The 22,964-nt window shown below is 66.6% G+C and carries 17 protein-coding genes; 8 read left to right on the top strand and 9 right to left on the bottom strand.

All coding sequences use genetic code 11. The features are described from left to right. Positions 1-50: 50 nt before the first annotated feature. Together purL and MAA8898_RS03590 are read right to left on the bottom strand one after the other, a co-directional pair. On the bottom strand, positions 51-2,210 hold the full coding sequence (purL, locus tag MAA8898_RS03595; RefSeq protein ID WP_094019619.1) for a phosphoribosylformylglycinamidine synthase subunit PurL: 2,160 nt from the start codon (positions 2,208-2,210) through the stop codon (positions 51-53). Positions 2,211-2,873: 663 nt separating this feature from the next. After that, on the bottom strand, positions 2,874-3,779 hold the full coding sequence (locus tag MAA8898_RS03590; protein WP_094019990.1) for a LysR family transcriptional regulator: 906 nt from the start codon (positions 3,777-3,779) through the stop codon (positions 2,874-2,876). 165 nt (positions 3,780-3,944) lie between these two features. On the opposite strand from MAA8898_RS03590, the gene MAA8898_RS03585 reads away from it, so the two are divergent. The 3 genes from MAA8898_RS03585 to murI all read left to right on the top strand — a co-directional run bounded on the left by MAA8898_RS03585 (position 3,945) and on the right by murI (position 9,208). After that, complete coding sequence (locus MAA8898_RS03585; RefSeq protein ID WP_094019618.1) at positions 3,945-7,361, top strand: indolepyruvate ferredoxin oxidoreductase family protein; 3,417 nt, start codon at positions 3,945-3,947, stop codon at positions 7,359-7,361. Between the two features lie 106 nt (positions 7,362-7,467). Beyond that, on the top strand, positions 7,468-8,364 hold the full coding sequence (locus MAA8898_RS03580) for a lysophospholipid acyltransferase family protein (protein WP_094019617.1): 897 nt from the start codon (positions 7,468-7,470) through the stop codon (positions 8,362-8,364). Positions 8,365-8,395: 31 nt separating this feature from the next. After that, the gene (gene murI / locus MAA8898_RS03575; protein ID WP_094019616.1) at positions 8,396-9,208 is read left to right on the top strand and encodes a glutamate racemase; all 813 of its coding nucleotides are present in this window, start codon (positions 8,396-8,398) and stop codon (positions 9,206-9,208) included. 24 nt (positions 9,209-9,232) lie between these two features. On the opposite strand, the gene MAA8898_RS03570 is transcribed toward murI, so the two are convergent. Then, positions 9,233-9,970, bottom strand: coding sequence for a DUF3592 domain-containing protein (locus tag MAA8898_RS03570; RefSeq protein WP_176445061.1), 738 nt, complete (start codon positions 9,968-9,970; stop codon positions 9,233-9,235). Between the two features lie 240 nt (positions 9,971-10,210). Here MAA8898_RS03570 and argC point away from each other — a divergent pair, with 240 nt between their 5' ends. Together argC and ccmE are read left to right on the top strand one after the other, a co-directional pair. Then, a complete protein-coding gene (gene argC / locus MAA8898_RS03565) occupies positions 10,211-11,239 on the top strand; it encodes an N-acetyl-gamma-glutamyl-phosphate reductase (RefSeq protein WP_094019614.1) in 1,029 nt (342 codons plus the stop codon). A 173-nt stretch (positions 11,240-11,412) separates the two neighbouring features. Then, positions 11,413-11,862, top strand: a complete 450-nt coding sequence (gene ccmE, locus MAA8898_RS03560; protein WP_094019613.1) for a cytochrome c maturation protein CcmE — start codon at positions 11,413-11,415, stop codon at positions 11,860-11,862. A 4-nt stretch (positions 11,863-11,866) separates the two neighbouring features. Here ccmE and MAA8898_RS03555 read toward each other — a convergent pair whose 3' ends face one another. The 6 genes from MAA8898_RS03555 to MAA8898_RS03530 all read right to left on the bottom strand — a co-directional run bounded on the left by MAA8898_RS03555 (position 11,867) and on the right by MAA8898_RS03530 (position 19,108). Next, positions 11,867-13,180 (bottom strand): sensor histidine kinase, encoded by a 1,314-nt coding sequence (locus tag MAA8898_RS03555; RefSeq protein ID WP_176445060.1) that lies wholly within the window; start codon positions 13,178-13,180, stop codon positions 11,867-11,869. A gap of 191 nt (positions 13,181-13,371) precedes the next feature. Beyond that, complete coding sequence (gene eno / locus MAA8898_RS03550; RefSeq protein ID WP_094019611.1) at positions 13,372-14,646, bottom strand: phosphopyruvate hydratase; 1,275 nt, start codon at positions 14,644-14,646, stop codon at positions 13,372-13,374. 142 nt (positions 14,647-14,788) lie between these two features. Continuing rightward, the gene (locus tag MAA8898_RS03545) at positions 14,789-15,655 is read right to left on the bottom strand and encodes a DMT family transporter (protein ID WP_094019610.1); all 867 of its coding nucleotides are present in this window, start codon (positions 15,653-15,655) and stop codon (positions 14,789-14,791) included. Between the two features lie 105 nt (positions 15,656-15,760). Then, complete coding sequence (locus tag MAA8898_RS03540; protein ID WP_094019609.1) at positions 15,761-16,720, bottom strand: glucokinase; 960 nt, start codon at positions 16,718-16,720, stop codon at positions 15,761-15,763. A 27-nt stretch (positions 16,721-16,747) separates the two neighbouring features. Further along, a complete protein-coding gene (locus MAA8898_RS03535; RefSeq protein ID WP_176445059.1) occupies positions 16,748-18,070 on the bottom strand; it encodes a GH1 family beta-glucosidase in 1,323 nt (440 codons plus the stop codon). Positions 18,071-18,079: 9 nt separating this feature from the next. After that, the gene (locus MAA8898_RS03530; RefSeq protein WP_094019608.1) at positions 18,080-19,108 is read right to left on the bottom strand and encodes a substrate-binding domain-containing protein; all 1,029 of its coding nucleotides are present in this window, start codon (positions 19,106-19,108) and stop codon (positions 18,080-18,082) included. 232 nt (positions 19,109-19,340) lie between these two features. On the opposite strand from MAA8898_RS03530, the gene MAA8898_RS03525 reads away from it, so the two are divergent. From MAA8898_RS03525 to MAA8898_RS03515, 3 genes are all read left to right on the top strand, one after another. Next, positions 19,341-20,609 carry an ABC transporter substrate-binding protein gene (locus MAA8898_RS03525; RefSeq protein WP_094019607.1) on the top strand — a complete coding sequence of 423 codons (1,269 nt, stop codon included), beginning with the start codon at positions 19,341-19,343 and terminating at the stop codon, positions 20,607-20,609. A gap of 112 nt (positions 20,610-20,721) precedes the next feature. Further along, positions 20,722-21,741 carry a carbohydrate ABC transporter permease gene (locus tag MAA8898_RS03520; protein ID WP_094019606.1) on the top strand — a complete coding sequence of 340 codons (1,020 nt, stop codon included), beginning with the start codon at positions 20,722-20,724 and terminating at the stop codon, positions 21,739-21,741. Between the two features lie 22 nt (positions 21,742-21,763). Continuing rightward, the gene (locus tag MAA8898_RS03515) at positions 21,764-22,918 is read left to right on the top strand and encodes a carbohydrate ABC transporter permease (RefSeq protein WP_094019605.1); all 1,155 of its coding nucleotides are present in this window, start codon (positions 21,764-21,766) and stop codon (positions 22,916-22,918) included. Positions 22,919-22,964: the final 46 nt, after the last annotated feature.

Here is a 22,964-nt window from a genome sequence, read left to right as displayed (position 1 = left end):
CGCCCCGGGAAAAGGGGGCGCGCGTCAAATGCCGCGGCTGGCGGATCGGATCAGCCGAAAAGCTGCGGCAGCGTGGTGTCCGACAGCGCCTTGAGCTCGGCCAGCGGCGCCTGCGCGTTGCCAAAGCGCAGGGTGTCGCCGGTGAAACGGCCGATGCTGGTCAGGTGGACGCCCGCGCGCAGGGCCGCGCCCATCAGCGCCTCGGCCTGGTCGAAGTTGCAGGCGATCAGGTAGCGGCCCTGGTCTTCGCCAAACAGCGTGGCGGTGTCGTCGGTGTCGATCTGTGCGCCCACGCCCGAGGCGGCGGCCATCTCGAAGACCGCCAGCGCCAGGCCGCCATCCGACAGGTCGGTGCAGCTGCGGATCCAGTCACGGTGCGCGCGGACGAAATCGCCGGCCGCGCGTTCGGCGGCCAGGTCCACGGGCGGCGCATCGCCTTCTTCGCGGTGAAAGACCTCCGCCAGCAGGGCGGACTGGCCCAGGTGGCCTTTCGTCTCGCCCAGCAGCAGCGCCACGTGACCGTCGCGGGCGTAGCCCAGGATCGGTTCCTCGCCGGCGGCGATCAGGCCCACGGCGCCGATGGTCGGCGTCGGCAGGATGCCAACACCGTCGGTCTCGTTGTAGAGCGAGACGTTGCCCGACACGATCGGCATGTCGAGCGCGAGGCAGGCCTGGCCGATGCCCTCCAGCGCGCCGACGAACTGGCCCATGATCTCGGGCTTTTCGGGGTTGCCGAAGTTCAGGTTGTCGGTTGTGGCCAGCGGCCGTGCCCCCACGGCGCAAAGGTTGCGGAAAGCCTCGGCCACCGCCTGCTTGCCGCCCTCGACGGGGTTCGCCTTGACGTAGCGCGGGGTCACGTCGCTGGTGAAGGCCAGCATCTTGCCGGTGCCGTGCACGCGGATCACCCCGGCGCCAAAGCCCGGCACGCGCACGGTGTCGGCCATGACCTGGCTGTCGTACTGGTCGTAGATCCAGGCGCGCGAGCCATAGTTGGGGCTTTGCAGCAGGATCTGCAACGCGTCGATGGGGTCGACCTGCGGCACGTCCTCGAGCGGCGCGGCGGGGGCGGTGGGCTGCCAGGGGCGGTCATACTCGGGCGCGGAGGAGGAGAGCTTGGACAGCGGCAGGTCGGCCTTGCACTCGCCATTGTGCATGATCAGGAAACGATCCTCGGGGATCGTTTCGCCGACGATGGCAAAGTCGAGGTCCCACTTGTCGAAGACGGCCTTGGCCTCGGCCTCCCTGGCGGGGTCGAGCACCATCAGCATCCGTTCCTGCGACTCCGACAGCATCATCTCGTAGGCGGTCATGTGGGTTTCGCGCTGCGGCACCTTTTCCAGATCCAGCCGGATGCCCAGGCCGCCCTTGTCGCCCATCTCGACCGCCGAGCAGGTCAGCCCCGCCGCGCCCATGTCCTGAATGGAAATGACCGCGCCGGTTTGCATCAGCTCCAGGCAGGCCTCCATCAGGCGCTTTTCGGTGAAGGGGTCGCCGACCTGCACGGTGGGGCGCTTTTCCTCGATCGACTCGTCGAACTCGGCGCTGGCCATGGTCGCGCCGCCGACGCCGTCGCGCCCCGTCTTGGCGCCCAGGTAGACCACCGGACGGCCGACGCCGCTGGCGGCCGAGTAAAAGATCTTGTCGGCATCGGCGAGGCCCGCCGCGAAGGCGTTGACCAGGCAGTTGCCGTTGTAGGCGGGGTGAAACCGCACCTCGCCGCCCACGGTGGGCACGCCGAAGGCATTGCCGTAGCCGCCGATCCCCTCGACCACGCCATGCACCAGGCGGCGCGTCTTTGGGTGCGCCTTTTCGCCAAAGCTGAGCGCGTTCATCGCCGCGATGGGCCGCGCGCCCATGGTGAAGACGTCTCGCAGGATGCCGCCGACGCCGGTTGCCGCGCCCTGGTAGGGTTCGATGTAGGAGGGGTGGTTGTGGCTTTCCATCTTGAAGACCACGGCCTGCCCGTCGCCGATGTCCACCACGCCGGCGTTCTCGCCCGGGCCGCAGATGACCTGCGGGCCGGTGGTGGGCAGCTTGCGCAGGTGGATCTTGGACGACTTGTAGGAACAGTGCTCGTTCCACATGGCCGAAAAGATGCCCAGTTCGGTGAACGTGGGCTCGCGGTTCAGGATGCGCAGGATCTCGGCGTATTCGTCCGGCTTGATGCCGTGCGCCGCGATCAGTTCCTCGGTGATGGCCGGTTCCTGCATGTCGTCCCCCGTCTGGCGTGTCGAGGGGTCTTTACGCCATGGCCCGGGGCAGGAAAAGGGGGCGCCTGCCTGCCGGGGCAAGGTGTGTCCTTGACGGGCCATGCCGGACGGGGGGCCGCACGCGGCTGATCCCTGTCGCGGCGATGCTGCGATGCGGCATGTGCGAGGCGGGTTTCTGCGCTTGCGAAATAAAGCACCCGTTCCGGCCTGCGCCCGGCGCCAGTGGGCGCGCCGTTTTTCACTCCAAAGGAGAGTGCCTGATAGGCAAGACAGGTCAGGCGGGATTCGTTCCACGTGCCGGCGCACCGATCATGGCCGCTGGCACCCCCCGGCTGCCACCCGGGCGGTCGCTGTCGGTGCGGCGGCACCCGGTCACCCCCGTCTCCGTCGCATGCAGGTATTGGGGCCGGAGTGGGCGAAAACGCGATATCTGGGGCGGCTGGCCCTGACGCGCAGTTCGGCCAAAAAAAAGGCCGAGCACAAAGCTCGGCCGAAGTCCAACAGGGAGGTATGAAAGATGAGCCGCGATTAAGCATTTCATCGTTCATATGCCGAATATGTCATCAGTCTGCGTTCGATCAAGCCATTTCACGCCGCAGGTGCAGCATTCCCGCCATGCGTTGTGCGCATACCACAGTCTTGCAGGCGCGCGGGTCGCGGATTTCAGTCGTCGGCCAACGACCGGATGAGGCGGCGGTGAGCGATGATCTCTTCCTGAACGAAGTCGCGGAAGGCAGCTACGCGCTTGGATTGCCTCAATTCTTCTGGATATGCAAGGAATACCGGAACCTCGACCGACTCGACCTCGGGCAGCACCCGGACCACGCGCGGAAAGTCCTCGATGATGTAATCGGGCAGCACGCCGATTCCGAGGTTCGAGATCACGGCCTGCAACACACCGAAATAGTTGTTCACGGTCAGCGTCGCCGGCATCTCGTAGGTCAGCAGGTGCTGGACCAGGTCCTTGCCCGCGCCGACCTGCGCCGAGGTGGGATTCTGGCAGATCAGCCGGTGCTTCGTCATGTCCTCGAGCCGCTTGGGCTCGCCATGCGCGTTCAGGTACTCGGGCGAGGCATAGAGGCGCATCCGCACGCTCATCAGCCGCTTGCGGATCAGGTCGGCCTGGCTGGGCTCCTTCATGCGGATCGCCACGTCGGCCTCGCGCATGGGCAGGTCCAGCACCCGTTCCTCCAGCATCAGGTCGATGTTCAGTTCCGGGTACTTCTCGTAGAGCTTGGTCAGGCGGGGCGCCAGCCACAGCGCGCCAAAGCCGTGCGTCGTGGTGACCCGCAGCTTGCCAAAGACCTCTTCCTCGCTGTCGCGGATGCGCGCGGTGGCGGCGTCGATGCGCTTGATCATCGAACTGGTCGCGTCGAACAGCAGTTCGCCCTGTTCGGTCAGAATCAGGCCGCGCGCGTGGCGGTGGAACAGCGTGGTGTTCAGTGATTCCTCGAGCGCGCGAATCTGCCGCGACACCGCCGATTGCGACAGGTGCAGCGCATCCCCGGCATGGGTCAGGCTGCCCGCGTCGGCGACGGCGTGAAATATTCTTAGCTTGTCCCAGTCCATGGCGTCACGCTGTTTTGCTTCCTGTTCCATATAAGACTGAAAGCGTCGTTGATACCGTATCCTTTCGGAACACGACATTCCTGCAACATTTTCGCTGTTCGGGTCAGTAGTTGTGACCTATAATGAGTGTATCATGCCCATATCTTTAGCGTTGGGAGGCGCGCCATGAGCAAGCACCAGATTTCCTTGAGTGACCGGTTCGACCTCGAAAAGACCTCCGTCCTGCTGAACGGCACGCAGGCGCTGGTCCGGCTGATGCTGATGCAGAAGGCGCGTGACAGGGCCGCCGGCCTGAACACCGCCGGCTACGTCACCGGCTATCGCGGCTCGCCGCTGGGGGCGGTGGACATGCAGATGCGCCGCGCCGAAAAGCTGCTGACCCAGAGCGATATCCTGTTCAAGGAGGGCCTGAACGAGGATCTGGCTGTCACCGCGCTGTGGGGCGCGCAACAGGCCGAGTTGCGCGGCGAAGGGCGCTTCGACGGGGTCTTTGGCCTGTGGTACGGCAAGGGGCCGGGGATCGACCGGTCCGGCGACGCGATGCGCCATGCCAACATGGCGGGCACCTCGAAGCACGGCGGCGTGCTGATGGCGATGGGCGACGACCACACCGGCGAATCCTCGACCGTGCTGCACCAGTCCGAATGGGCGCTGGTGGATGCCTACATGCCCGTCGTCTCTCCGGCGGGCGTGCAGGAGATCCTGGATTATGGCCTGTACGGCTACGCGCTGTCGCGGTTTTCCGGGCTCTGGGTGGGCCTCAAGACGATGAAGGACACGGTCGAGGCGACGGCCGTGGTCGACGGCAGCCTGGACCGCATGCAGCTGATCTTGCCCGATTTCCCCTTGCCCGAGGGCGGGCTGAACATCCGACTCCAGGACACGCCGCACGCGCAGGAGGCGCGGATGATCGACCACAAGCGTTTCGCGGCAGAGGCGTTCAGCCGCGCCAACGGCATGGACAAGCGGGTCTGGGGCAAGCCGGGGGCGAAGATCGGTTTCGTTTCGGCGGGCAAGAACTGGCTCGACCTGGTGCACGCGCTGTCACTGCTGGGCATCGACGAGAGCGAGGCCGAGCGGCTGGGCATCACCACCTACAAGGTGGGGCAGGTGTTCCCCCTGGACATGCAGGGGTTCCACGACTGGGCCGAGGGGCTGGACCTGATCGTCATCGTCGAGGAAAAGCGCAAGCTGATCGAGATCCAGGTCAAGGAGGCGCTGTTCGACGACAACCGCTACCGCGTCTACGGTTGGTACAAGGGCGGTGCCGGCGGCATGCACCGCGAAGAGCTGTTCCCGACGCGCGGCGCGCTGGACCCCACCTGGATCGCCCGCAAACTGGGCGACATCCTGGTCGAGGAAGGCCGCGGCACCGACCGGATCAAGGCCGGCCTGACCCGGATCGAAGAGGCCGCCCGCGCCGACAACGCCCCCGAGATCGCCGCCCGCGTGCCCTATTTCTGCGCCGGCTGCCCGCACAATTCGTCGACCAAGGTGCCCGAGGGCAGCCGCGCCTATGCCGGCATCGGCTGTCACTACATGGTGCAGTGGATGGACCGTTCGACGCTGGGCTTTACCCACATGGGGGCCGAGGGCGCGAACTGGATCGGCGAGGCGCCGTTCTCGAAACGGCCGCATGTCTTTCAGAACCTGGGCGACGGCACTTACAACCATTCGGGCGTGCAGGCGATCCGCGCGGCGCTGCTGTCAGGCGTCAACATCACCTACAAGATCCTGTTCAATGACGCCGTCGCCATGACCGGCGGACAAAAGAACGACGGTGGGCTGACACCGCAGCAGATCGCCGCCGAGGTCAAGGCGATGGGGGTCAAGAACCTCGCCGTGGTCTACGACGCCAAGGAAGACGTCGACAAGGCGGCCTTTCCGGCCGGGGTTCCGATGTTCGAACGGGCCGAGCTGGAGACCGTGCAAAAGGACATGGCCACCAAGGAGGGCGTGTCGGTCATCGTCTACGTGCAGACCTGCGCCGCCGAGAAACGCCGCCGCCGCAAGCGTGGCCAGTTCCCCGACCCGGACCAGCGCGTGTTCATCAATACCGACGTCTGCGAGGGTTGCGGCGACTGCGGCGTGCAGTCGAACTGCGTGGCCATCGTGCCCGCCGAGACCGAGCTGGGCCGCAAGCGGGCCATCGACCAGAGCGCCTGCAACAAGGATTTCTCTTGCCTCAAGGGGTTTTGCCCCTCGTTCGTGACCTTGAAAGGTGCGCAGGTGAAAAAGGCACAGACCGCGTCGCTGGACCTGCCGCACCTGCCTGACCCGCAGCTGCCCGCGATCAAGGGCACGCATAACCTGGTCATCACCGGGGTCGGCGGCACCGGCGTGGTAACCATCGGCGCGGTGCTGGCGCAGGCCGCGCAGCTGGATGGCAAGGGCGCGGCGATGATGGAAATGGCGGGACTCGCGCAAAAGGGCGGCGCGGTGCACATCCACCTGCGGCTGGCCGAGAAACCGTCGGATATCTCGGCCGTGCGCGTCGCCACCGGCGAGGCGGATGCGCTGATCGGTGGCGACCTGGTGGTGTCGGCGGGGGCCAAGACGCTGGGCCTGACCCGCACGGGACGCACGGGGGCTGTGGTCAACAGCCACGAGATCATCACCGGCGAGTTCACCCGCAATACCGAATTCTCTCTGCCTACTGACCGTTTGCGCGTCGCTCTTGAGGCGCGGATGAAGGACCGGGTGGCGTTCTTCGACGCCTCGGAACTGGCGCGGGTGACGCTGGGGGATTCGATCTTTTCCAACATGATGATCCTCGGCGCGGCCTGGCAGCAGGGGCTGGTGCCGCTGTCGCACGAGGCCATCGCCGAAGCGGTCAAGCTGAACGGTGCCGCCGTCGACGGCAACCTGCGCGCCTTCGAGATCGGCCGCTGGGCCGTGCTGCATCCCGCCGACGCCGCAAAGCTGATCGCCCCCAAGGTGGTCAGCCTGCCCAAGTCGCTGGAGGACCGGATCGCCTATCGCGCCGACCACCTGACCCGCTACCAGGGCGCGCGGCTGGCCAAGCGCTACCGCAAATTGGTGGACGGCATCGCCGATCCGCGCCTGCGCGAAGCGGTGGCAAAAGGCTATCACAAGCTGTTGGCCTACAAGGATGAATACGAGGTCGCCCGCCTGCTGCTGGAGACCCGCGCCAAGGCGTCCGAGAGTTTTGACGGCGCGTTCGAGATGAATTTTCACCTCGCCCCGCCGATCCTGTCCAGGACCGGCGCCGACGGCCGCCCGGTCAAGAAAACCTATGGCGAGGGCATGCTACGCTGGTTCCGGCTGCTGGCGCGGCTGAAGGCGCTACGCGGCACGCCCTTTGACCCCTTCGGCCGGACCGAGGAGCGGCGGATGGAGCGTGCCCTGATCAAGCAGTACGAGGCCGACATGGCCGAATGGCTGCCCAAGGCCGCGCCGGCGACGATGGACGCGCTGGTGGCGCTGGCGGAACTGCCGCTCCAGATCCGCGGATTCGGCCCGGTCAAGGCGGCGAACGAGGCCAAGGCCGCCAAGCGGCGCGAGGAATTGCTGGCGGTGTTGCGCCAAGGCGGCGCGGGGATGCGGGCGGCGGCGGAATGACCGCCGCGGCCTGCGTCACGAAACCTTCATGACATTGTCACAAAACCCGGTCAGATAATCGGACCGACAGGACCCGCAGGTCGAGTCAGAAAAGGATCCGTCACCGATGCCAAACAGGCGTCATATCGCCCGAGACATCTCATACAGCTACTCCGCCACCACCCGTGGCGGCCGCGCCCTCATCCGCCTGATGGAAAACGCCACCGGGCGCATCAGCCTGATCCGGCGGGCCGAAGGCTATGAACACGAGGTCGCGCAGGGGCGTGATTTCTGGCAGGTCATGGTGGAACGCTACGGCCTGGGTCTGGAGGTGATCGGCGGCGCGCTGGACAACCTGCCCAAGGACGGCCCGCTGATCGTCATCGCCAATCACCCCTACGGCATCCTCGACGGGCTGATCCTGGGTCATATCCTGTCCGTCGTGCGCGGCGATTTCCGCATCCTGGCCAACAGCGTGTTCCGCAAGGCGCAGGAGTTGGACCGCATCATCCTGCCGGTCAGTTTTGACGAGACCAGGGAGGCGGTGCAGCTGAACCTGAACACCCGCAAGGTGGCGCTGGACTACCTCGCGGGTGGCGGCTGCATCGGCATCTTTCCCGGCGGCACCGTGGCCACCGCCGAGCGGCCCTTTGGCCGGCCGATGGACCCGGGCTGGCGCACCTTTACCGCCCGCATGATCGCCAAGTCGAACGCCACCGTGGTGCCGATCTACTTTGACGGCCACACCTCGCGGCTGTTCCAGCTGGCCAGCCACCTGCACACGACGCTGCGCATGGGCCTGCTGCTCAAGGAATTCCGCAAGCGGGTGGACACGCCGGTCCGCATCGCCATCGGCAAACCGATCCCGCAGGCGGAAATCGCCGCGCGGGCCAAGGACGCGCGCGTGCTGATGGATTTCCTGCGCAAAGCGACGTATGACCTCTCACCGACTCCCCTGCAGTCCTACGACTACGGGTTCGAGTTCGAGGACAAACACAAGGACAAGCCGAAGGCGCGCCACTGACAGACGCGCGCCGCGGCCGGAGGCAGAGCGCATGGCGGTAGGGGTTTTCGACAGCGGCCTGGGCGGGCTGACGGTGCTGGACGCGGTGTCGCGCCGGCTGCCCGAGGTGCCCTTTGTCTATTTCGGCGACAACAAGCACGCGCCCTACGGCGTGCGCGATGCCGATGACATCTTCAACCTGACCTGCGCCGCCACCGAACGGCTGTGGGACGAGGGCTGCAACCTGGTGATCCTGGCCTGCAACACCGCCTCTGCTGCCGCGCTGCGCCGGATGCAGGAAAGCTGGATCCCGCGCGACAAGCGGGTGCTGGGCGTCTTTGTGCCGCTGATCGAGGCGCTGACCGAAAGACAGTGGGGCGACAACTCGCCGCCGCGCGAAGTGGCGGTCAAACATGTGGCGCTGTTCGCCACCCCGGCCACGGTGCGCAGCCGCGCCTTTCAGCGCGAACTGGCGTTCCGCGCCATCGGCGTCGATGTCGAGGCGCAGGCCTGCGGCGGCCTGGTCGACGCCATCGAAGAGGGCGACATGATCCTGGCCGAGGCGCTGGTGCGCAGCCACGTCGATGCGCTGAAACGCAAGATGCCGCACCCCGAGGCGGCGATCCTGGGTTGCACGCATTACCCGCTGATGCAGGAGGTGTTCCAGGATGCGCTGGGGCCGGAGGTGACGGTCTATTCCCAGGCCAACCTGGTGGCCGAGTCGCTGGCCGATTACCTGACGCGGCACCCCACAATGTACGGCACCGGGACGCAGGGCGGGTTCCTGACCACCGGCAACCCGGTCAAGGTCTCGCAGCACGCGACCCAGTTCCTGCGGCGCAAGATCAGCTTTACCTCGGCTTGAGTCGGGCGCGCGGGGGCAGGGCGGTCAGGATTCGTCCCGTTCGCCCACGTCACCGCTCCACCAAGCGCGTTGGATGCCCTGGTAGATCGTGATCTTGTCCCCGGGTTTGTAGCCGTCCAGCGCGTCTTCCTTGTAGGCTAGGCTTTCGCCGATGCGGCCGCTGTCCTCGCGCCAGGTCAGGCGGTAGCGATGGCGGTTGTTCACCCGGTAGCTGGTCTGCTTGAGGCCGGTCACCACGGCCGTTTCGCGCCGACCATAGCGCCGGGCACGCGCGGCGGCCACCGCCTTGCGCCCCGGGACCCACAGCGCCGCCAGCATCAGCGCGCCGAACCCCAGCGCAATCCAGCGGGTGACGATCGAGGTGGTGCGGTTTTCGCCGCGTGACAGTTCGATCGTCCCGGGTTCGCTGTTCAGGTACCAGATCGGCACGCGGTCCCCCACGGCGGCGTCATTGTAGGTGCTCGAACCGACCGAGCGGGTGACCCCCACCGTATCGCCGCGCTGGGTGTCAAAGCGCAGCTCGAAGTAATAAGTCACCTCGCGGTCGCCGTCGCTGTCGGTGCTGACGCGCTCGTACTTGTCGGTCACCTCGGCGGTGGTTTCGCGCCCCTCGACGTCAAACCGCTGGGCCAGCGACAGCGTGCTCTGGCTGACCATCGTCAGGACCAGGACGATCACCACAAAGATCAGCATGACCCAGCCGCCCATCCGCCAGAAGAGCCGCCAGACCGGAACCGGATCGCTGCCTGCCACCTTTGCCATGGCGGCATCATGGCGCTGCGGTGTGCCGCGATCAAGCGGGCCTGACGGGGATTTCTGCATTGATTGCAGGGCGTGGGGCCGTTATCACCAAGCTCCGGAGGAGCCGTCATGTTCGCATCCCTTGCCCTGCACCTGCGACGATGAACCCGCCCTGCGGCAGTGCCTGCCGCGGCTTTCCTTTCCCCTTCCGTCATCCCGCGCCCCGGACCGCCGGGCGTGCCCCCTTCAAAAGGTGACCCTATGACCCATTCGATCGCCATCATTGGCGCCTCCGGCTATACCGGCGCGGAACTGATCCGCTTGATCGCCACCCATCCGTCCTGCGAAATCAAGGCGCTGGCGGCCAACTCCAAGGCCGGGCAGAGCCTGGCGCAGGCCTTTCCGCACCTGCGCCACCTGTCGCTGCCGGACCTGGTGACCTGGGAAGAGATCGACTTCACCGGCATCGATCTGTGTTTCTGCGCCCTGCCGCACAAGACCTCGCAGGAGGTCATATCGAAGCTGCCGAAGTCGCTGAAGATCGTCGACCTGTCGGCCGATTTCCGGCTGCGCGACCCGGCGGCCTACAAGCAGTGGTACGGCAACGACCATGCTGCGCTGGAGGTGCAGGCCGAGGCGGTCTACGGGTTGACCGAGTTCTACCGCGACGAGATCCGCGGCGCGCGGGTTGTCGCCGGGACCGGCTGCAACGCGGCCACCGGGCAATACATCCTGCGCCCGCTGATCACCGCCGGTGTCATCGACCTCGACGAGATCATTCTGGACCTGCAATGCGGGGTCAGCGGGGCGGGGCGGTCGCTCAAGGAGAACCTGCTGCATGCCGAGCTGAGCGAGGGCACCAACGCCTATTCCGTCGGCGGCACGCACCGCCACCTGGGCGAGTTCGACCAGGAGTTCAGCCTGCTGGCCGGCCGCCCGGTGCAGGTGCAGTTCACCCCGCACCTCGGCCCGTTCAACCGGGGCATCCTGGCCACCGCCTACCTCAAGGGCGACCCGCAGGCGATCCATGCCGCGCTGAAGGCGGCCTATGCCGATGAGCCCTTCATCGAGGTGCTGCCCTTTGGCGAGACGCCGTCGACCCACCATGTGCGCGGCTCGAACTTTTGCCACATCGGCATGACCGGCGACCGCCGGCCCGGGCGGGCCATCGTGGTGGCGACGCTGGACAACCTGACCAAGGGCAGCTCGGGCCAGGCGTTGCAGAACGCCAACCTGATGCTGGGCGAGGACGAGACCGCCGGGCTGATGCTGGCGCCCTGTTTCCCCTGAGGCGCGGGCGGGTGGGGCGGAGGGGGCTTTGCCCCCGCGCGCTGCGCGCGCGCCCCCAGGATATTTCCGGCCAGAAGAAACCGGGGGGCGCGGCAAAGTGATCGGGCCTCTCCCCAAGCCGCGTCGCGGTGTCTATATTGACCACGAACAGCGTGGCGCGCCGGGAGGATGGAATGGCTCTGAAATCGCTCAAGAAACAACGACGCATCCAGGTGGTGGCGCTGGCCATCGTGGCGCTGATCGTCTCGACCGGGCTGATCGGCACCGCCATGCGCGACGGGATCAACTTTTTCCGCTCTCCGAGCCAGGTCATGGCCGAGCCGCCGACACCGGCAGAGGTGTTCCGCATCGGCGGCCTGGTCGCCGAGGGCACGCTGGTGCGCGGCGAGGGCGAGCAGGTCCGGTTCAGCGTGACCGACGGCGGCGCGACGGTGCCGGTGGTCTATACCGGCGTGTTGCCCGACCTGTTCGAAGAGAACCAGGGCATGGTCGGCACCGGACGCTATGTCGACGGGGTTTTCGAGGCCAGCGAGATCCTCGCCAAGCACGACGAGACCTACATGCCCAAGGAAGTGGTGGACGCGCTCAAGGAGCAGGGCGTCTACAAGGAGCCGGGCAGCTGAGCCGTCACGGCAACTGCTGACTCGTCGGCGCTTCGGGCAGGAACAGCACCGCGCGCAGCCCGCCCTGGATGGCGGATTCCAGCCTGAGACCGCCACCGGACTGGCGGGCAAAGCCGGCCACCGCCGACAGGCCCAGCCCGCGTCCTTCGCTGGCGGATTTCGTGGTGTAGAACGGCTCGGCCAGCAGCGGCAGCGCCTCTGGGGCGACGCCGGGGCCGTCGTCCTCGACGATCAGGGCAATGCAGGACGGGGCGGTGATCTCCATCGGCGCCAGGGCCTGGATCGAGGTGCGCCTTTCGCAGGACAGCCGGATAAGGCCGTGCCCGCCCGTGGCGTCCTGCGCGTTCAGGCACAGCTGGATGACGCAGGTCTCCAGCATGTCGGCATCAGCCAGCACGGCCAGCGGATCCTCGAGCGGCACCACTTCGACGGTCATGCCCGGGTCCAGCAGGTCGGTCAGCACTTCGCCCAGTCCGTACAGGAAATCGCCCATCTGGATCGGCGCCGGATTGAGCCGCGTGCGGCCGCTCGAGGCCAGCAGTTGCTGCACCGTGCGCGCCGCGCGTTCGGCGGCCGAGCGGATCTCGTTCAGGGCGGCGCTGCGTTCGGCCGGGCTGTCGAGCGTTTCGAACAGGTCGAGAAAGCCGAGGATCGCGGTCAGCTGGTTGTTGAAGTCATGCGCCACGCCGCCGACGAACTGGCCCAGGGCGCGGGCCTTCTGCGAGGTGGCATAGCGTTGCTGCGCGTCGCGCAGGCTGCGTTCCTGCCGCCAGCCCGAGATCAGCGAGCCGACATAGTAGACCCCTAGCGCGATGATCAGCAGGATCACAGTCAGGCGGTCCGCCCAGCTGTCCAGCTGCGGCATCAGCACGATTGCCAGCGCTCCGCCCAGAATGCAGACCAGCACGCAGTCCACCGCCATCAGCCCCGGTTCGCGCTGTGAGCGTTGCAGCGAGTAGAGCAGTAGGCCGACGATTCCGGTGGCCCCGGCAAAGGCATGGGCGGTCTGCACGGGCGGCACGATCAGGTAGATCGGCAAGGTCATGAAACACAGGCCCGACATCAGGTAGATGCCCAGCGCCAGCCCGTAACGCAGCCGGGCGTTGCCGCCGGAGCCCAGAATCAGCACCGCGGCAAGGCTCGCTTCGAGCGTGCCGTAGGCGGCGGCCCAGCCCAGCGTGACGCGGGGGTCCAGTGTCAGCGTCAGGACCAGAACGGCGGCTGCCATGATGCCGTAACGGATCAGCAGTTCCCCGCGCGATCCGTATTCCGCGCGGCGCATTTCCTCGAGCCGGATATCGTAGGCATGACGGGGCATTTTCGAGTGCTGTATTCCAACCTCTGGATCACGGCACGGTGCGGACCCTCGGGCAAATTTTAATTTCATATATCGTTTTGATAGCCGTTCGCGGACCGCCCGTCACTTGGTCAAAGCCCCGGTCTACTCCAAAGAATAGGGCCGCCCGAGCGATTTGGGCGGCCCGATCCTGTTTTTATTCCAATGGGTTGTCAGCGAAGGATGCTGCGTCCCGCATAGGTTGCGGTGTCTTCCAGCATCTCCTCGATGCGGATCAGCTGATTGTATTTCGCCAGCCGGTCGGAGCGCGCCAGCGAGCCGGTCTTGATCTGTCCGCAGTTGGTGGCGACGGCCAGATCGGCAATGGTGGCGTCCTCGGTTTCGCCGGACCGGTGCGACATCACGTTGGTCATGCGGGCGCGGTGCGCCATGTCGACGGCTTGCAGCGTTTCGGTCAGGGTGCCGATCTGGTTGACCTTGACCAGCATCGAGTTGGCGCAGCCGCGCTCGATCCCCATGGCCAGGCGTGCCGGGTTGGTGACGAAGAGGTCGTCGCCGACCAGCTGGATCTTGTTGCCCAGCTTGTCGGTCAGCAGCTTCCAGCCTTCCCAGTCGTCCTCGGAACAGCCGTCCTCGATCGAGATGATCGGGTAGTCGGCGCAGAGTGCGGCCAGGTAGTCGACGTTTTCGGCGATGCTGAGCGATTTGCCTTCGCCCTTCATCTCGTACTTGCCATCCCGAAAATATTCGGTCGCGGCGCAATCCATCGCAAGGTAGATGTCCTGGCCCGGCTTGTAGCCGGCCTTTTCGATCGACTTGAGGATGAAATCCAGCGCGTCGCGGGTCGATTTCAGCTCAGGCGCAAAGCCGCCCTCGTCGCCCAGGCCGGTGGACATGCCCGCCGCCGACAGTTCCTTTTTCAGGGTGTGGAACACCTCGGAGCCCATGCGCACCGCGTCGCGGATGTTGTCCGCGGCGACCGGCATGATCATGAATTCCTGGATGTCGATCGGGTTGTCGGCGTGTTCGCCGCCGTTGATGATGTTCATCATCGGCACGGGCAGGGTGCGCGCCGAGGTGCCGCCGACGTAGCGATAGAGCGGCTGGCCGGTGAATTCGGCCGCGGCCTTGGCCACGGCCAGGCTGACACCGAGGATGGCGTTGGCGCCCAGCCGGCCCTTGTTTGCGGTGCCGTCGAGTTCGATCATGGTCATGTCGATGGCGACCTGTTCGGTCGCGTCGAAACCCAGGATCGCCTCGGCCAACTCGCCGTTCACGCTGGCCACGGCCTCGAGCACACCCTTGCCCATGTAGCGGCTCTTGTCGCCGTCGCGCTTTTCCACCGCCTCGTGGACGCCGGTCGACGCGCCCGACGGCACCGCGGCGCGGCCCATGGAGCCGTCCTCGAGGGTGACGTCGACCTCGACGGTCGGGTTGCCGCGGCTGTCAAGGATCTCGCGGGCGTGGATGTCGATGATGGTGCTCATGGGTCCTGTTCCTCCAGGCTGTCCGTTCGGCGCTGTCATAGCAGGCGCGGCGCAAAAGTAAACGCGACCGATAGCGCTAACGGTCATTTGCCGCAGGCGGTTGCGCCAAGGCCGCAGGGGAGGGGGCGAAACCCCTCCCGGGTCAGGCGGCCGCGCGCGCCAGACGGCGTTCGCGCAGAAAGGTGTAGAGCCCCGCCACCAGGATCAGCGCCGCACCGGCCAGGGTCCAGGCATCCGGCCGGTTGCCGAAGACGATCATGCCCAGCCCGGTGGTGAACACCAGTCGCGAATAGCGGAACGGCGCCACGATCGACGCGGGCGCCATGCGCATGGCCGAGGTGATGGCGAGATAGCCCGAGGTGGTCACGACGATCGCCCCGAGGATCGGCCAGAGCGCCGCGCCGGTGTAGTTCGACGCCTCCGAGGTCAGCCCCCAGAGCAGCAGCCCGGGCAGCAGCGTCGCGGCAAAGCCCCAGGTCGAGATCGCCAGCGCCGGGATCTGTGGCGGCGAGAGGCGGGTCACCAGGTCACGCGCCGACAGCGCCGTGATGCCGAGGACGGCGAACAGTTCCCACCCGCTGAAGGACGCGCCAAAGGGGCGTATCACCATCAGCATCCCGACAATCCCGACGGCCACCGCCGTCCAGCGGCGCCAGCCGACTTGCTCCTTGAGAAAGATCGCCGCGCCCAGCGTGACCACCAGCGGCCCGGTCTGGATGATCGCGGCGAAGACCGGGAGCGACACATGGCGCAACCCGATCACCATGCCCACCGCGCCGATGATCTCGAACAGGTTGCGCAGCATGATCATCCGGTGCAGCGCCATGCGCGTCCAGATCCGCACGCCCAGCACGCGGGCCAGCACCAGGAACAGCGCCGTTCCGCCAAGGCTGACCAGCACCATCACCTGCCCGATGGGCGCGGCGTTGGTGGCCAGCTTGAAAAACGCATCCGCCCCGGCCAGCAGGGCCATGGACAGGACCATCAGGGATATGGCGCGCAGGATCATGCGGGCGCCTGCGCGCGGCGGATGGGGGGCATCTGGGGAACTCCCGGTCAGGGGCTTTCCCTGCGTATCGCCCGCATGGAGGGGCGGGGCAAGACCCAAGCCGCCTCAGCCGTGCATCAACTCCGCCAGGTGCGCGGCACAGCCACGCAGCGCGGCGTAATCGTCGGTGACGAGGTCCACCGGAAATTGCGTCATGTAGGCGTTGAACCGGCCCTTGGCGGCAAAAGCCTCGGCAAAGCCCAGCGGCAGCAGGTGCGGACCCAGGTGCCGGATGACGCCGCCCACGAGGTAGATGCCGCCAAAGGGCAAGGTGATCAGCGCCAGGTCCCCGGCATAGCGCCCCAGGAACTGCACGAAGAGCCGCGCGGCGCGTTGCGCGCGGGCATCGCCCGCCTCGAACCCGGCCATGATCTCGGCCGCGCTCAGCGGCGCGCCGTCGCCTTCGTCGTGGCAGACCCAGGCGTAGAGCCGCTCCAGCCCGCGGCCCGACAGCACGTCCTCCAGCCCCGGCTGGGGGTGCTGGTCCGCCAGCCAGTCGATCAGCCGCAATTCGTCGACCGTTCGCGCCAGCAGCGACACATGACCTGCCTCGGCCGGAGGCACCAGCGTGCGTGTCCCTTGGGTGTAGACCGGCACAGCGTTCAGCCCGGTGCCCACGTTGATCACCAGCCGCACCGCGCCTTGGGGCGCGGGCCGCCCGGTCAGCACCGGGTGCAGGCTGTCATGGCCCAGGTGCGCCACGGCATAGCCCTGCGCCTGGAGGTCGTTGATCACCGCGACCTGCCGCGCGCCTGTTTCGGCCCGCAGCTCGGCGCTGTCGACGGTCCAGTCGAGGTTGGTCAGCGTGCCGACCCCGTCCTTGACCGGGCCGGCCATGTCGACGCAGACGCCAATGGGCGTCACATCCCGTTCGGACAGGTAGTTGCGCAGCACCGGGGCGATGCCGGCGTTCTCGGCGTTGCGGTAGCGGCGGATCGTGTCCTCCAGCACCTTGCCGTCGCGGCACAGCGCAACGCGGGTGTTGGTGCCGCCGATGTCCGCGACAACAGAGAGGTCATGCGTCATGGCGTGGGCCTTTCGGTCTTGAGGTCTTCAGCGGGTCAGGGCCTCGGCAAGCGCGTGATACGACGCCTTGGGCGTCCGTTCCAGCGTGTCGAAATCGACGTGGACCAGGCCAAAGCGCTTTTCGTAGCCCAGTGCCCATTCGAAATTGTCCAGCAGGGACCAGGTGAAATAGCCCTTCACCGGGACGCCTTCGTCGATCGCCTTGCGGACCCGCGACAGGTGCGCCTCAAGATAGCGCAGGCGCTCGGGATCGTCGACCGCGCCATCGGTGATCACGTCGGCCGAGGCCATGCCGTTTTCCGTGACGTAGATCGGCAGGTCGCCGGTGTAGTCTTGCGCGGTGCGTTTGAGGAAGTTGTAGAGCCCGTCGGGAAAGATCTCCCAGTTCATGAAGGTCTTGGGCAGCGGGCCCTCGACTTCGCGGTAGTCGGGCCAGGGTCGGCCGGCGGGGGCGATCAGCTTGCGCGTGTAATAGTTCAACCCGCACCAGTCGAGCGGCGCGCCGATGGTGGGGAAATCGTCCTGCCAGCCCTTGGGCAGGTGCGGCTCCAGCCCTTCGAGTGCCAGGGCGGGGTATTCCTGCTTGAACACACCGCCCAGATACCAGCGGTTGTAGAGCGCGTCATAGCGTTCGGCGGCGGCCTGCGCCTCGTGCGTGTCGTCGGCGGGGTCGGCCCATTCCATGTTGAACACGCCGCCCAGGTTGCCCATGCCGAGGCTGCGCATGACCTCGATGGCGCGGCCATGCGCCAGCAGGACATGGTGCATCGCGCGGGCGGCGGCGCGGATGTCGCGCACGCCGGGGGCGTGGTGGCCTTCGAAATGGCTCAGCCAGGCGACGCACCACGGCTCGTTGATCGGGGCGACGGAAAACATCCGGTCGCCGATCCGGCGCATGATGACCTCGGTGTAGTCGGCGAACCACTCGGCGATGTCACGGTTGCGCCAGCCGCCGAGGTCCAGCAGCGGCGAGGGCAGCTCCCAGTGGTAGAGCGTGGCGCAGGGCTTGATCCCGCGTTCCAGCAGCGCGTCGGTCAGCCGGTCGTAGTAGTCCAGCCCCTCGGTGTTGACCGCGCCGCGCCCCTCGGGCAGCACCCGCGCCCAGCTGAGCGAAAAGCGGTAGCAGTCGAACCCCGCCGCAGCCACCAGGTCGAAATCCGCGGCGTAGCGGTGGTAGTGGTCGCAGGCGCGGTCGCCGTTTTCGAACCGCACCACGTTGCCGGGGGTGGCGGCGAAATCATCCCACTGCGTGCGGCCCGCGCCGCCAAAGCCGTGCCCCTCGATCTGGTAACTCGAGGTGGCGCAGCCAAACTGGAAGCCGTCAGGGAAATCGGAGCGATTGAACATCATGTCATGCCTTCAATGTGCAGGACCGGTGGAATTGCCGATGATCAGTTCGGCCTCCATCAGGTGGGTGAGGGGCGGGCGGTCCGGTGTGCGGATCAGGTCCAGCAGCATCTCGGCTGCGCGCGCCCCGGCGGCCCGCACGGAAGAGCGCGTGGCGGTGAAGATCGGCACCTCGTGCCCGTTGCCGAGGTAGCCCAGGTCGTCGTCGTGGGTGATGACCGACACGTCGCGCCCCATCTCCAGCCCGGCCTCATGGATCGCCCGGCGGACGCCGATGGCGGTGATCATCGACGACACGAGAAAGGCGGTGGGCGGGTTGTCCATGGCCAGCATCTCGCGCGCCGAGCGGTAGCCGTAGATCTCGGTCATTTCCTCGGAGCGCATCAGCGCCGGGTCGGCCGTGATCCCGCGCTCGGCCAGCGCCTTGACATAGGCGCCGCGGCGGCGAAAGGCGAAGTCCATGAACTCCAGCCCGTTGACCAGCGCGATGCGGCGATGGCCGAGGTCCAGCAGAAAGCCGGTCGCACGGTGAAAGGCGCGGGCGTTGTTGGTGTCGAGCCAGCTGTAGGGGAGGTTGACCTGCGAGGCGCGGCCATGCACCACGAAGGGCAGGCCCAGTTCCGTCAGCAGGGCGATCCGCGAATCCGCCATGCGCGGGCCGTGCACGATGATCCCGTCGACGTTGCCCCGGCTGCGGATCGAGCGGTAGGCCTGCTCCTCGTCCTTGTCATCCACGAGCGAAATCACCACCTCGTAGCCCGCCCTGGCATAGGTCGAGCCCGCACCGGCGATGAAGTCGCCGAAGATCGGGTTCACCATATCGTGCTGGTGCCGGTCGGAGATCGGCAGCACGTGCCCGATCGCCTGGGCGCGCCCCGTCGCCAGCCCCTTGGCGCGGGCGTTCGGGCTGTAGTTCAGCTTCTGCGCCGCGCGCAGCACCCGCTCGCGGGTCTTTTCGCTGACCTCGGGGTAGCCGTTCAGCGCGCGGCTGACGGTTGTCTGGGACAGGCTGAGGTGTTCGGCGAGTTCTTTGAGGTTCATGCACCTATCGTTCAAAGCGCTTCGGATTTGTCAAGGGGTCGCGGATATCCGCGCTGTCCGGCGTCGGCGCGCTTGGCTGCGGTGCAGCATTGAAATATCGTGGTGAAAGCCGGTCACTGTTGACAGGGGCGCGCGACTCGCCGATAGTGACCCCACCCAAAGCGCTTTGGATTTGCGGGCGAGTACAATGGCGGCCATCGGGCCGGTGCGAAATATCTTCGGGAGGACTGACATGAAGAAGACCTATCTGATCGGGGTGGCGACTGCGGCGCTGTGCGCCGGGCAGGCCAGCGCGGACGAGATCACCGTATTCGGCCCATGGCTGTCGCCCGAGGCCGAGATCATTGCCGAGATCTTTGACGTCTTCGAGGCACGGACCGGCCACACCGTCAGCTACGTCGGCTCGGACAGTTTCGAGCAGCAGGTCGTCGTCGATGCCGAGGCCGGATCGGCCCCCAACATCGCGGTCTTCCCGCAGCCGGGCCTGGCCTCCGACATGGCGGCGCGCGGATTTCTGACGCCGCTCAAGCCGGAAGTGGCCGAGTGGGTCAAGGAAAACTACGCCGCCGGCCAGTCCTGGGTGGACCTGGGCAGCTACAAGGACGCCGCCGGTGCGACGCAGCACTTCGGCATGTTCTTCCGCGTCGACCTGAAATCGCTGGTCTGGTACTCGCCCGAGAACTTCGAGGATGCGGGCTACGAGATCCCCACCACCATGGAAGAGCTCAAGGCCCTGACCGAACAGATCGCCGCCGACGGCGAGACGCCCTGGTGCATCGGCCTGGGATCCGGCGCCGCCACTGGCTGGCCGGCGACCGACTGGGTCGAGGACATGATGCTGCGCACCGCCTCGCCCGAGACCTATGACCAGTGGGTCCGCAACGAGATCCCGTTCAACGATCCCGCCGTGATCACCGCGATCGAGGAATTCGGCTGGTTCGCGCGCAACGACGCCTACGTGGCGGGCGGCGCGGGTGCGGTGGCCACCACCGATTTCCGCGACAGCCCCAAGGGTCTCTTCGACACGCCGCCGCAGTGCTACATGCACCGCCAGGCGTCGTTCATCCCGGCCTTCTTCCCCGAGGGCACCGTGGTGGGCGAGGATGCGGACTTCTTCTACTTCCCCGCCTACGCCGAAAAGGACCTGGGCAGCCCGGTTCTGGGTGCGGGCACGCTGTTCGCCATCACCAACCCGTCGGATGCGGCGCATGAGCTGATCGCCTTCCTGCAGGATCCCGAGGCGCATGAGATCTGGATGTCCAAGGGCGGCTTTTTGACCCCGCACAAGGGCGTGGACCTGTCCAAGTTCGCCAACGACACCGGCCGCGGCATGAACGAAATCCTGCTGGGCGCGACCACCTTCCGCTTTGACGGCTCGGACCTGATGCCCGGCGGCGTCGGCGCAGGGTCGTTCTGGACCGGGATGGTCGACTACACCGGCGGCAAGTCGGCCGAAGACGTGACCACCGCGATCCAGCAAAGCTGGGACGCACTGAAGTAAGCCACGACTGACGTGCCTTCCCTGTCCCGGACCTGGTCCGGGGCAGGGGTCACGGGCCTGGGCGGACGCCGAGGGCCCATACACGACACAGAAACCGGGGGAGGAACACGCGATGCATCCGGCTTTCGCGGGTCTCGTGACCATCGTCATCGGCGTGGGCGGGTGCCTCGCCTATTTCTGGCTGTCGAACCAGTTCCTGGACAGGGTCCTGTTCCCGGCGCGCGGCCCCAACGCGGGGCGCAACATCAACCGCGCCAACATGGTCCGGCCCTGGCTGTTCCTGTTCCCGGCGCTGTTCGCGCTGTCGCTGTACCTGGCCTACCCGGTGGTCGAGACCATCCGCCTGTCGCTGACCGAGCGGATCACCCAGCCCGACGGCACGACCGTCTACCAGTTCGTCGGTCTGGACAACTACGCCCAGATGGCCGCCGATCCCAAGTTCTGGGAGGCGCTCTACAACAACATGTGGTGGCTGATCGTGGTGCCGGCGCTGTCGACCGCTTTCGGCCTGCTGGCCGCGCAGCTGACCGACCGGATCAGGTGGGGCAATATCGCCAAGTCGCTGATCTTCATGCCGATGGCGATTTCCTTTGTCGGCGCCGGCGTGATCTGGAAGCTGATCTACGACGCCCGCCCCGCCAACGCCGAGCAGATCGGCGTGGTCAACGCGATCTACACCGCGCTCAGCGGCAACGACCCGGTGCAGCTGCTGACGGTGCCGTTCTGGAACAACTTCTTCCTGATGATCGTGCTGATCTGGATCCAGACCGGCTTTGCCATGGTGATCCTCTCGGCCGCGCTGCGCGGCATCCCCGAGGAAACGATCGAGGCCGCCATCGTCGACGGCGCGAACCCGTTCCAGATTTTCTTCAAGATCAAGGTGCCGCAGATCATGGGCACCATCGTCGTGGTCTGGACCACGATCACGCTGGTGGTGCTCAAGATCTTCGACATCGTCTTTGCCATGACCAACGGGCAATGGGGCACGCAGGTGCTGGCCAACTACATGTTCAACCAGCTCTTTGTCGCGCGCGATTGGGGGGTGGGATCGGCCAGCGCCATGGTGATCATGCTCCTGGTGATGCCGATCCTGGTCTGGAACGTGCGCAACGCGCGCCGCGAGATGCGCTGAAGAAACGGCAGGGAGACAGATCATGGACAATATCGCAGGCAGCAAGTCCTCGCTCACCTGGCTGGTGCACATCTCGGTCGTGCTCCTGGTGGCGCTGTGGCTCTTTCCAACGGTGGGGCTGTTCGTGTCGTCCTTTCGGACGGCGGACCAGATCGCCAGCTCGGGCTGGTGGAAGGCGCTGTTCCCGACCGAACAGAACCTGACTCTGCGCACCGCCGCGCCAGAGACCCAGGTGCAGGACGGCGCGCTTTGGGTGATCGAGGGCAATCTCTTTGTCGAAGGCGGCGCGCCGGAGGCGTCGATCGCCACCTGGGGCACCTCGTCCCGCGCGCTGGACGCCTACGGACCCGGCGACAGCGCCGACATGGGCGATGGCATGACCATCACCGTGGAAGAGAACGGCGACTACCGGCTGGAGTCGGCCACCCAGATGACCGGATCGCGCGGCGAGCGGGTCTTTGTCGTGGCCGAGATCGCACCGGAATTCACGCTGGAGAACTACCGCACGGTGCTGATGTCCGAGGGCACCAGCGACAGCATGGGCAAGGCCTTCTTCAACACGCTGACGGTGACAATCCCGGCCACCATCATCCCGATCGTGATCGCCGCCTTTGCCGCCTATGCGCTGGCCTGGATGGATTTCCCCGGCCGCGCGCTGCTGATCGCCTGCGTCGTCGGGCTGCTGGTGGTGCCGCTGCAACTGGCGCTGATCCCGCTGCTGAAGCTGCACCTCGGCATCGGCATCGGCAAGGGCTACCTGGGCGTCTGGCTGGCGCATACCGGCTTTGGCCTGCCGCTGGCGATCTACTTGTTGCGCAACTATATGGTCGGCCTGCCGCGCGACATCATCGAGAATGCCCGGGTGGACGGCGCGACCGAGTTCCAGATCTTCACCAAGATCATCCTGCCGCTGTCCTTTCCGGCGCTGGCCAGTTTCGCGATCTTCCAGTTCCTGTGGACCTGGAACGACCTGCTGGTGGCCAAGGTCTTCCTGATCGACGCGACCGGGCAGACCACGGTGATGACCAACCAGATCGTCGAGATGCTGGGCACGAGAGGGGGCAACTGGGAGATCCTCGCCACCGCGGCCTTTGTCTCGATCTCGGTGCCGCTGGCGGTGTTCTTCGCCATGCAGCGCTACCTCGTGCGCGGCCTGCTGGCCGGCTCGGTCAAGTAAGTGAAACGCGCCCCGGGGCTGACCCGGGGCCTCTACCCAAGCGGGC

It is taken from the genome of Antarctobacter aquimaris, assembly GCF_900184945.1.
GTDB classification, from domain to species: domain Bacteria; phylum Pseudomonadota; class Alphaproteobacteria; order Rhodobacterales; family Rhodobacteraceae; genus Maliponia; species Maliponia aquimaris.
Note: the sequence above shows the minus strand (reverse complement) of the source record. Positions and strands in the feature narration are given on the sequence as shown.

Coding starts and splice junctions, on each gene's coding strand:
- purL (WP_094019619.1), bottom strand. CDS start 2,210: ATGCAGGAACCGGCCATCACCGAGGAACTGATCGCGGCGCACGGCATC.
- MAA8898_RS03590 (WP_094019990.1), bottom strand. CDS start 3,779: ATGGACTGGGACAAGCTAAGAATATTTCACGCCGTCGCCGACGCGGGC.
- MAA8898_RS03585 (WP_094019618.1), top strand. CDS start 3,945: ATGAGCAAGCACCAGATTTCCTTGAGTGACCGGTTCGACCTCGAAAAG.
- MAA8898_RS03580 (WP_094019617.1), top strand. CDS start 7,468: ATGCCAAACAGGCGTCATATCGCCCGAGACATCTCATACAGCTACTCC.
- murI (WP_094019616.1), top strand. CDS start 8,396: ATGGCGGTAGGGGTTTTCGACAGCGGCCTGGGCGGGCTGACGGTGCTG.
- MAA8898_RS03570 (WP_176445061.1), bottom strand. CDS start 9,970: ATGGCAAAGGTGGCAGGCAGCGATCCGGTTCCGGTCTGGCGGCTCTTC.
- argC (WP_094019614.1), top strand. CDS start 10,211: ATGACCCATTCGATCGCCATCATTGGCGCCTCCGGCTATACCGGCGCG.
- ccmE (WP_094019613.1), top strand. CDS start 11,413: ATGGCTCTGAAATCGCTCAAGAAACAACGACGCATCCAGGTGGTGGCG.
- MAA8898_RS03555 (WP_176445060.1), bottom strand. CDS start 13,180: ATGCCCCGTCATGCCTACGATATCCGGCTCGAGGAAATGCGCCGCGCG.
- eno (WP_094019611.1), bottom strand. CDS start 14,646: ATGAGCACCATCATCGACATCCACGCCCGCGAGATCCTTGACAGCCGC.
- MAA8898_RS03545 (WP_094019610.1), bottom strand. CDS start 15,655: ATGATCCTGCGCGCCATATCCCTGATGGTCCTGTCCATGGCCCTGCTG.
- MAA8898_RS03540 (WP_094019609.1), bottom strand. CDS start 16,720: ATGACGCATGACCTCTCTGTTGTCGCGGACATCGGCGGCACCAACACC.
- MAA8898_RS03535 (WP_176445059.1), bottom strand. CDS start 18,070: ATGATGTTCAATCGCTCCGATTTCCCTGACGGCTTCCAGTTTGGCTGC.
- MAA8898_RS03530 (WP_094019608.1), bottom strand. CDS start 19,108: ATGAACCTCAAAGAACTCGCCGAACACCTCAGCCTGTCCCAGACAACC.
- MAA8898_RS03525 (WP_094019607.1), top strand. CDS start 19,341: ATGAAGAAGACCTATCTGATCGGGGTGGCGACTGCGGCGCTGTGCGCC.
- MAA8898_RS03520 (WP_094019606.1), top strand. CDS start 20,722: ATGCATCCGGCTTTCGCGGGTCTCGTGACCATCGTCATCGGCGTGGGC.
- MAA8898_RS03515 (WP_094019605.1), top strand. CDS start 21,764: ATGGACAATATCGCAGGCAGCAAGTCCTCGCTCACCTGGCTGGTGCAC.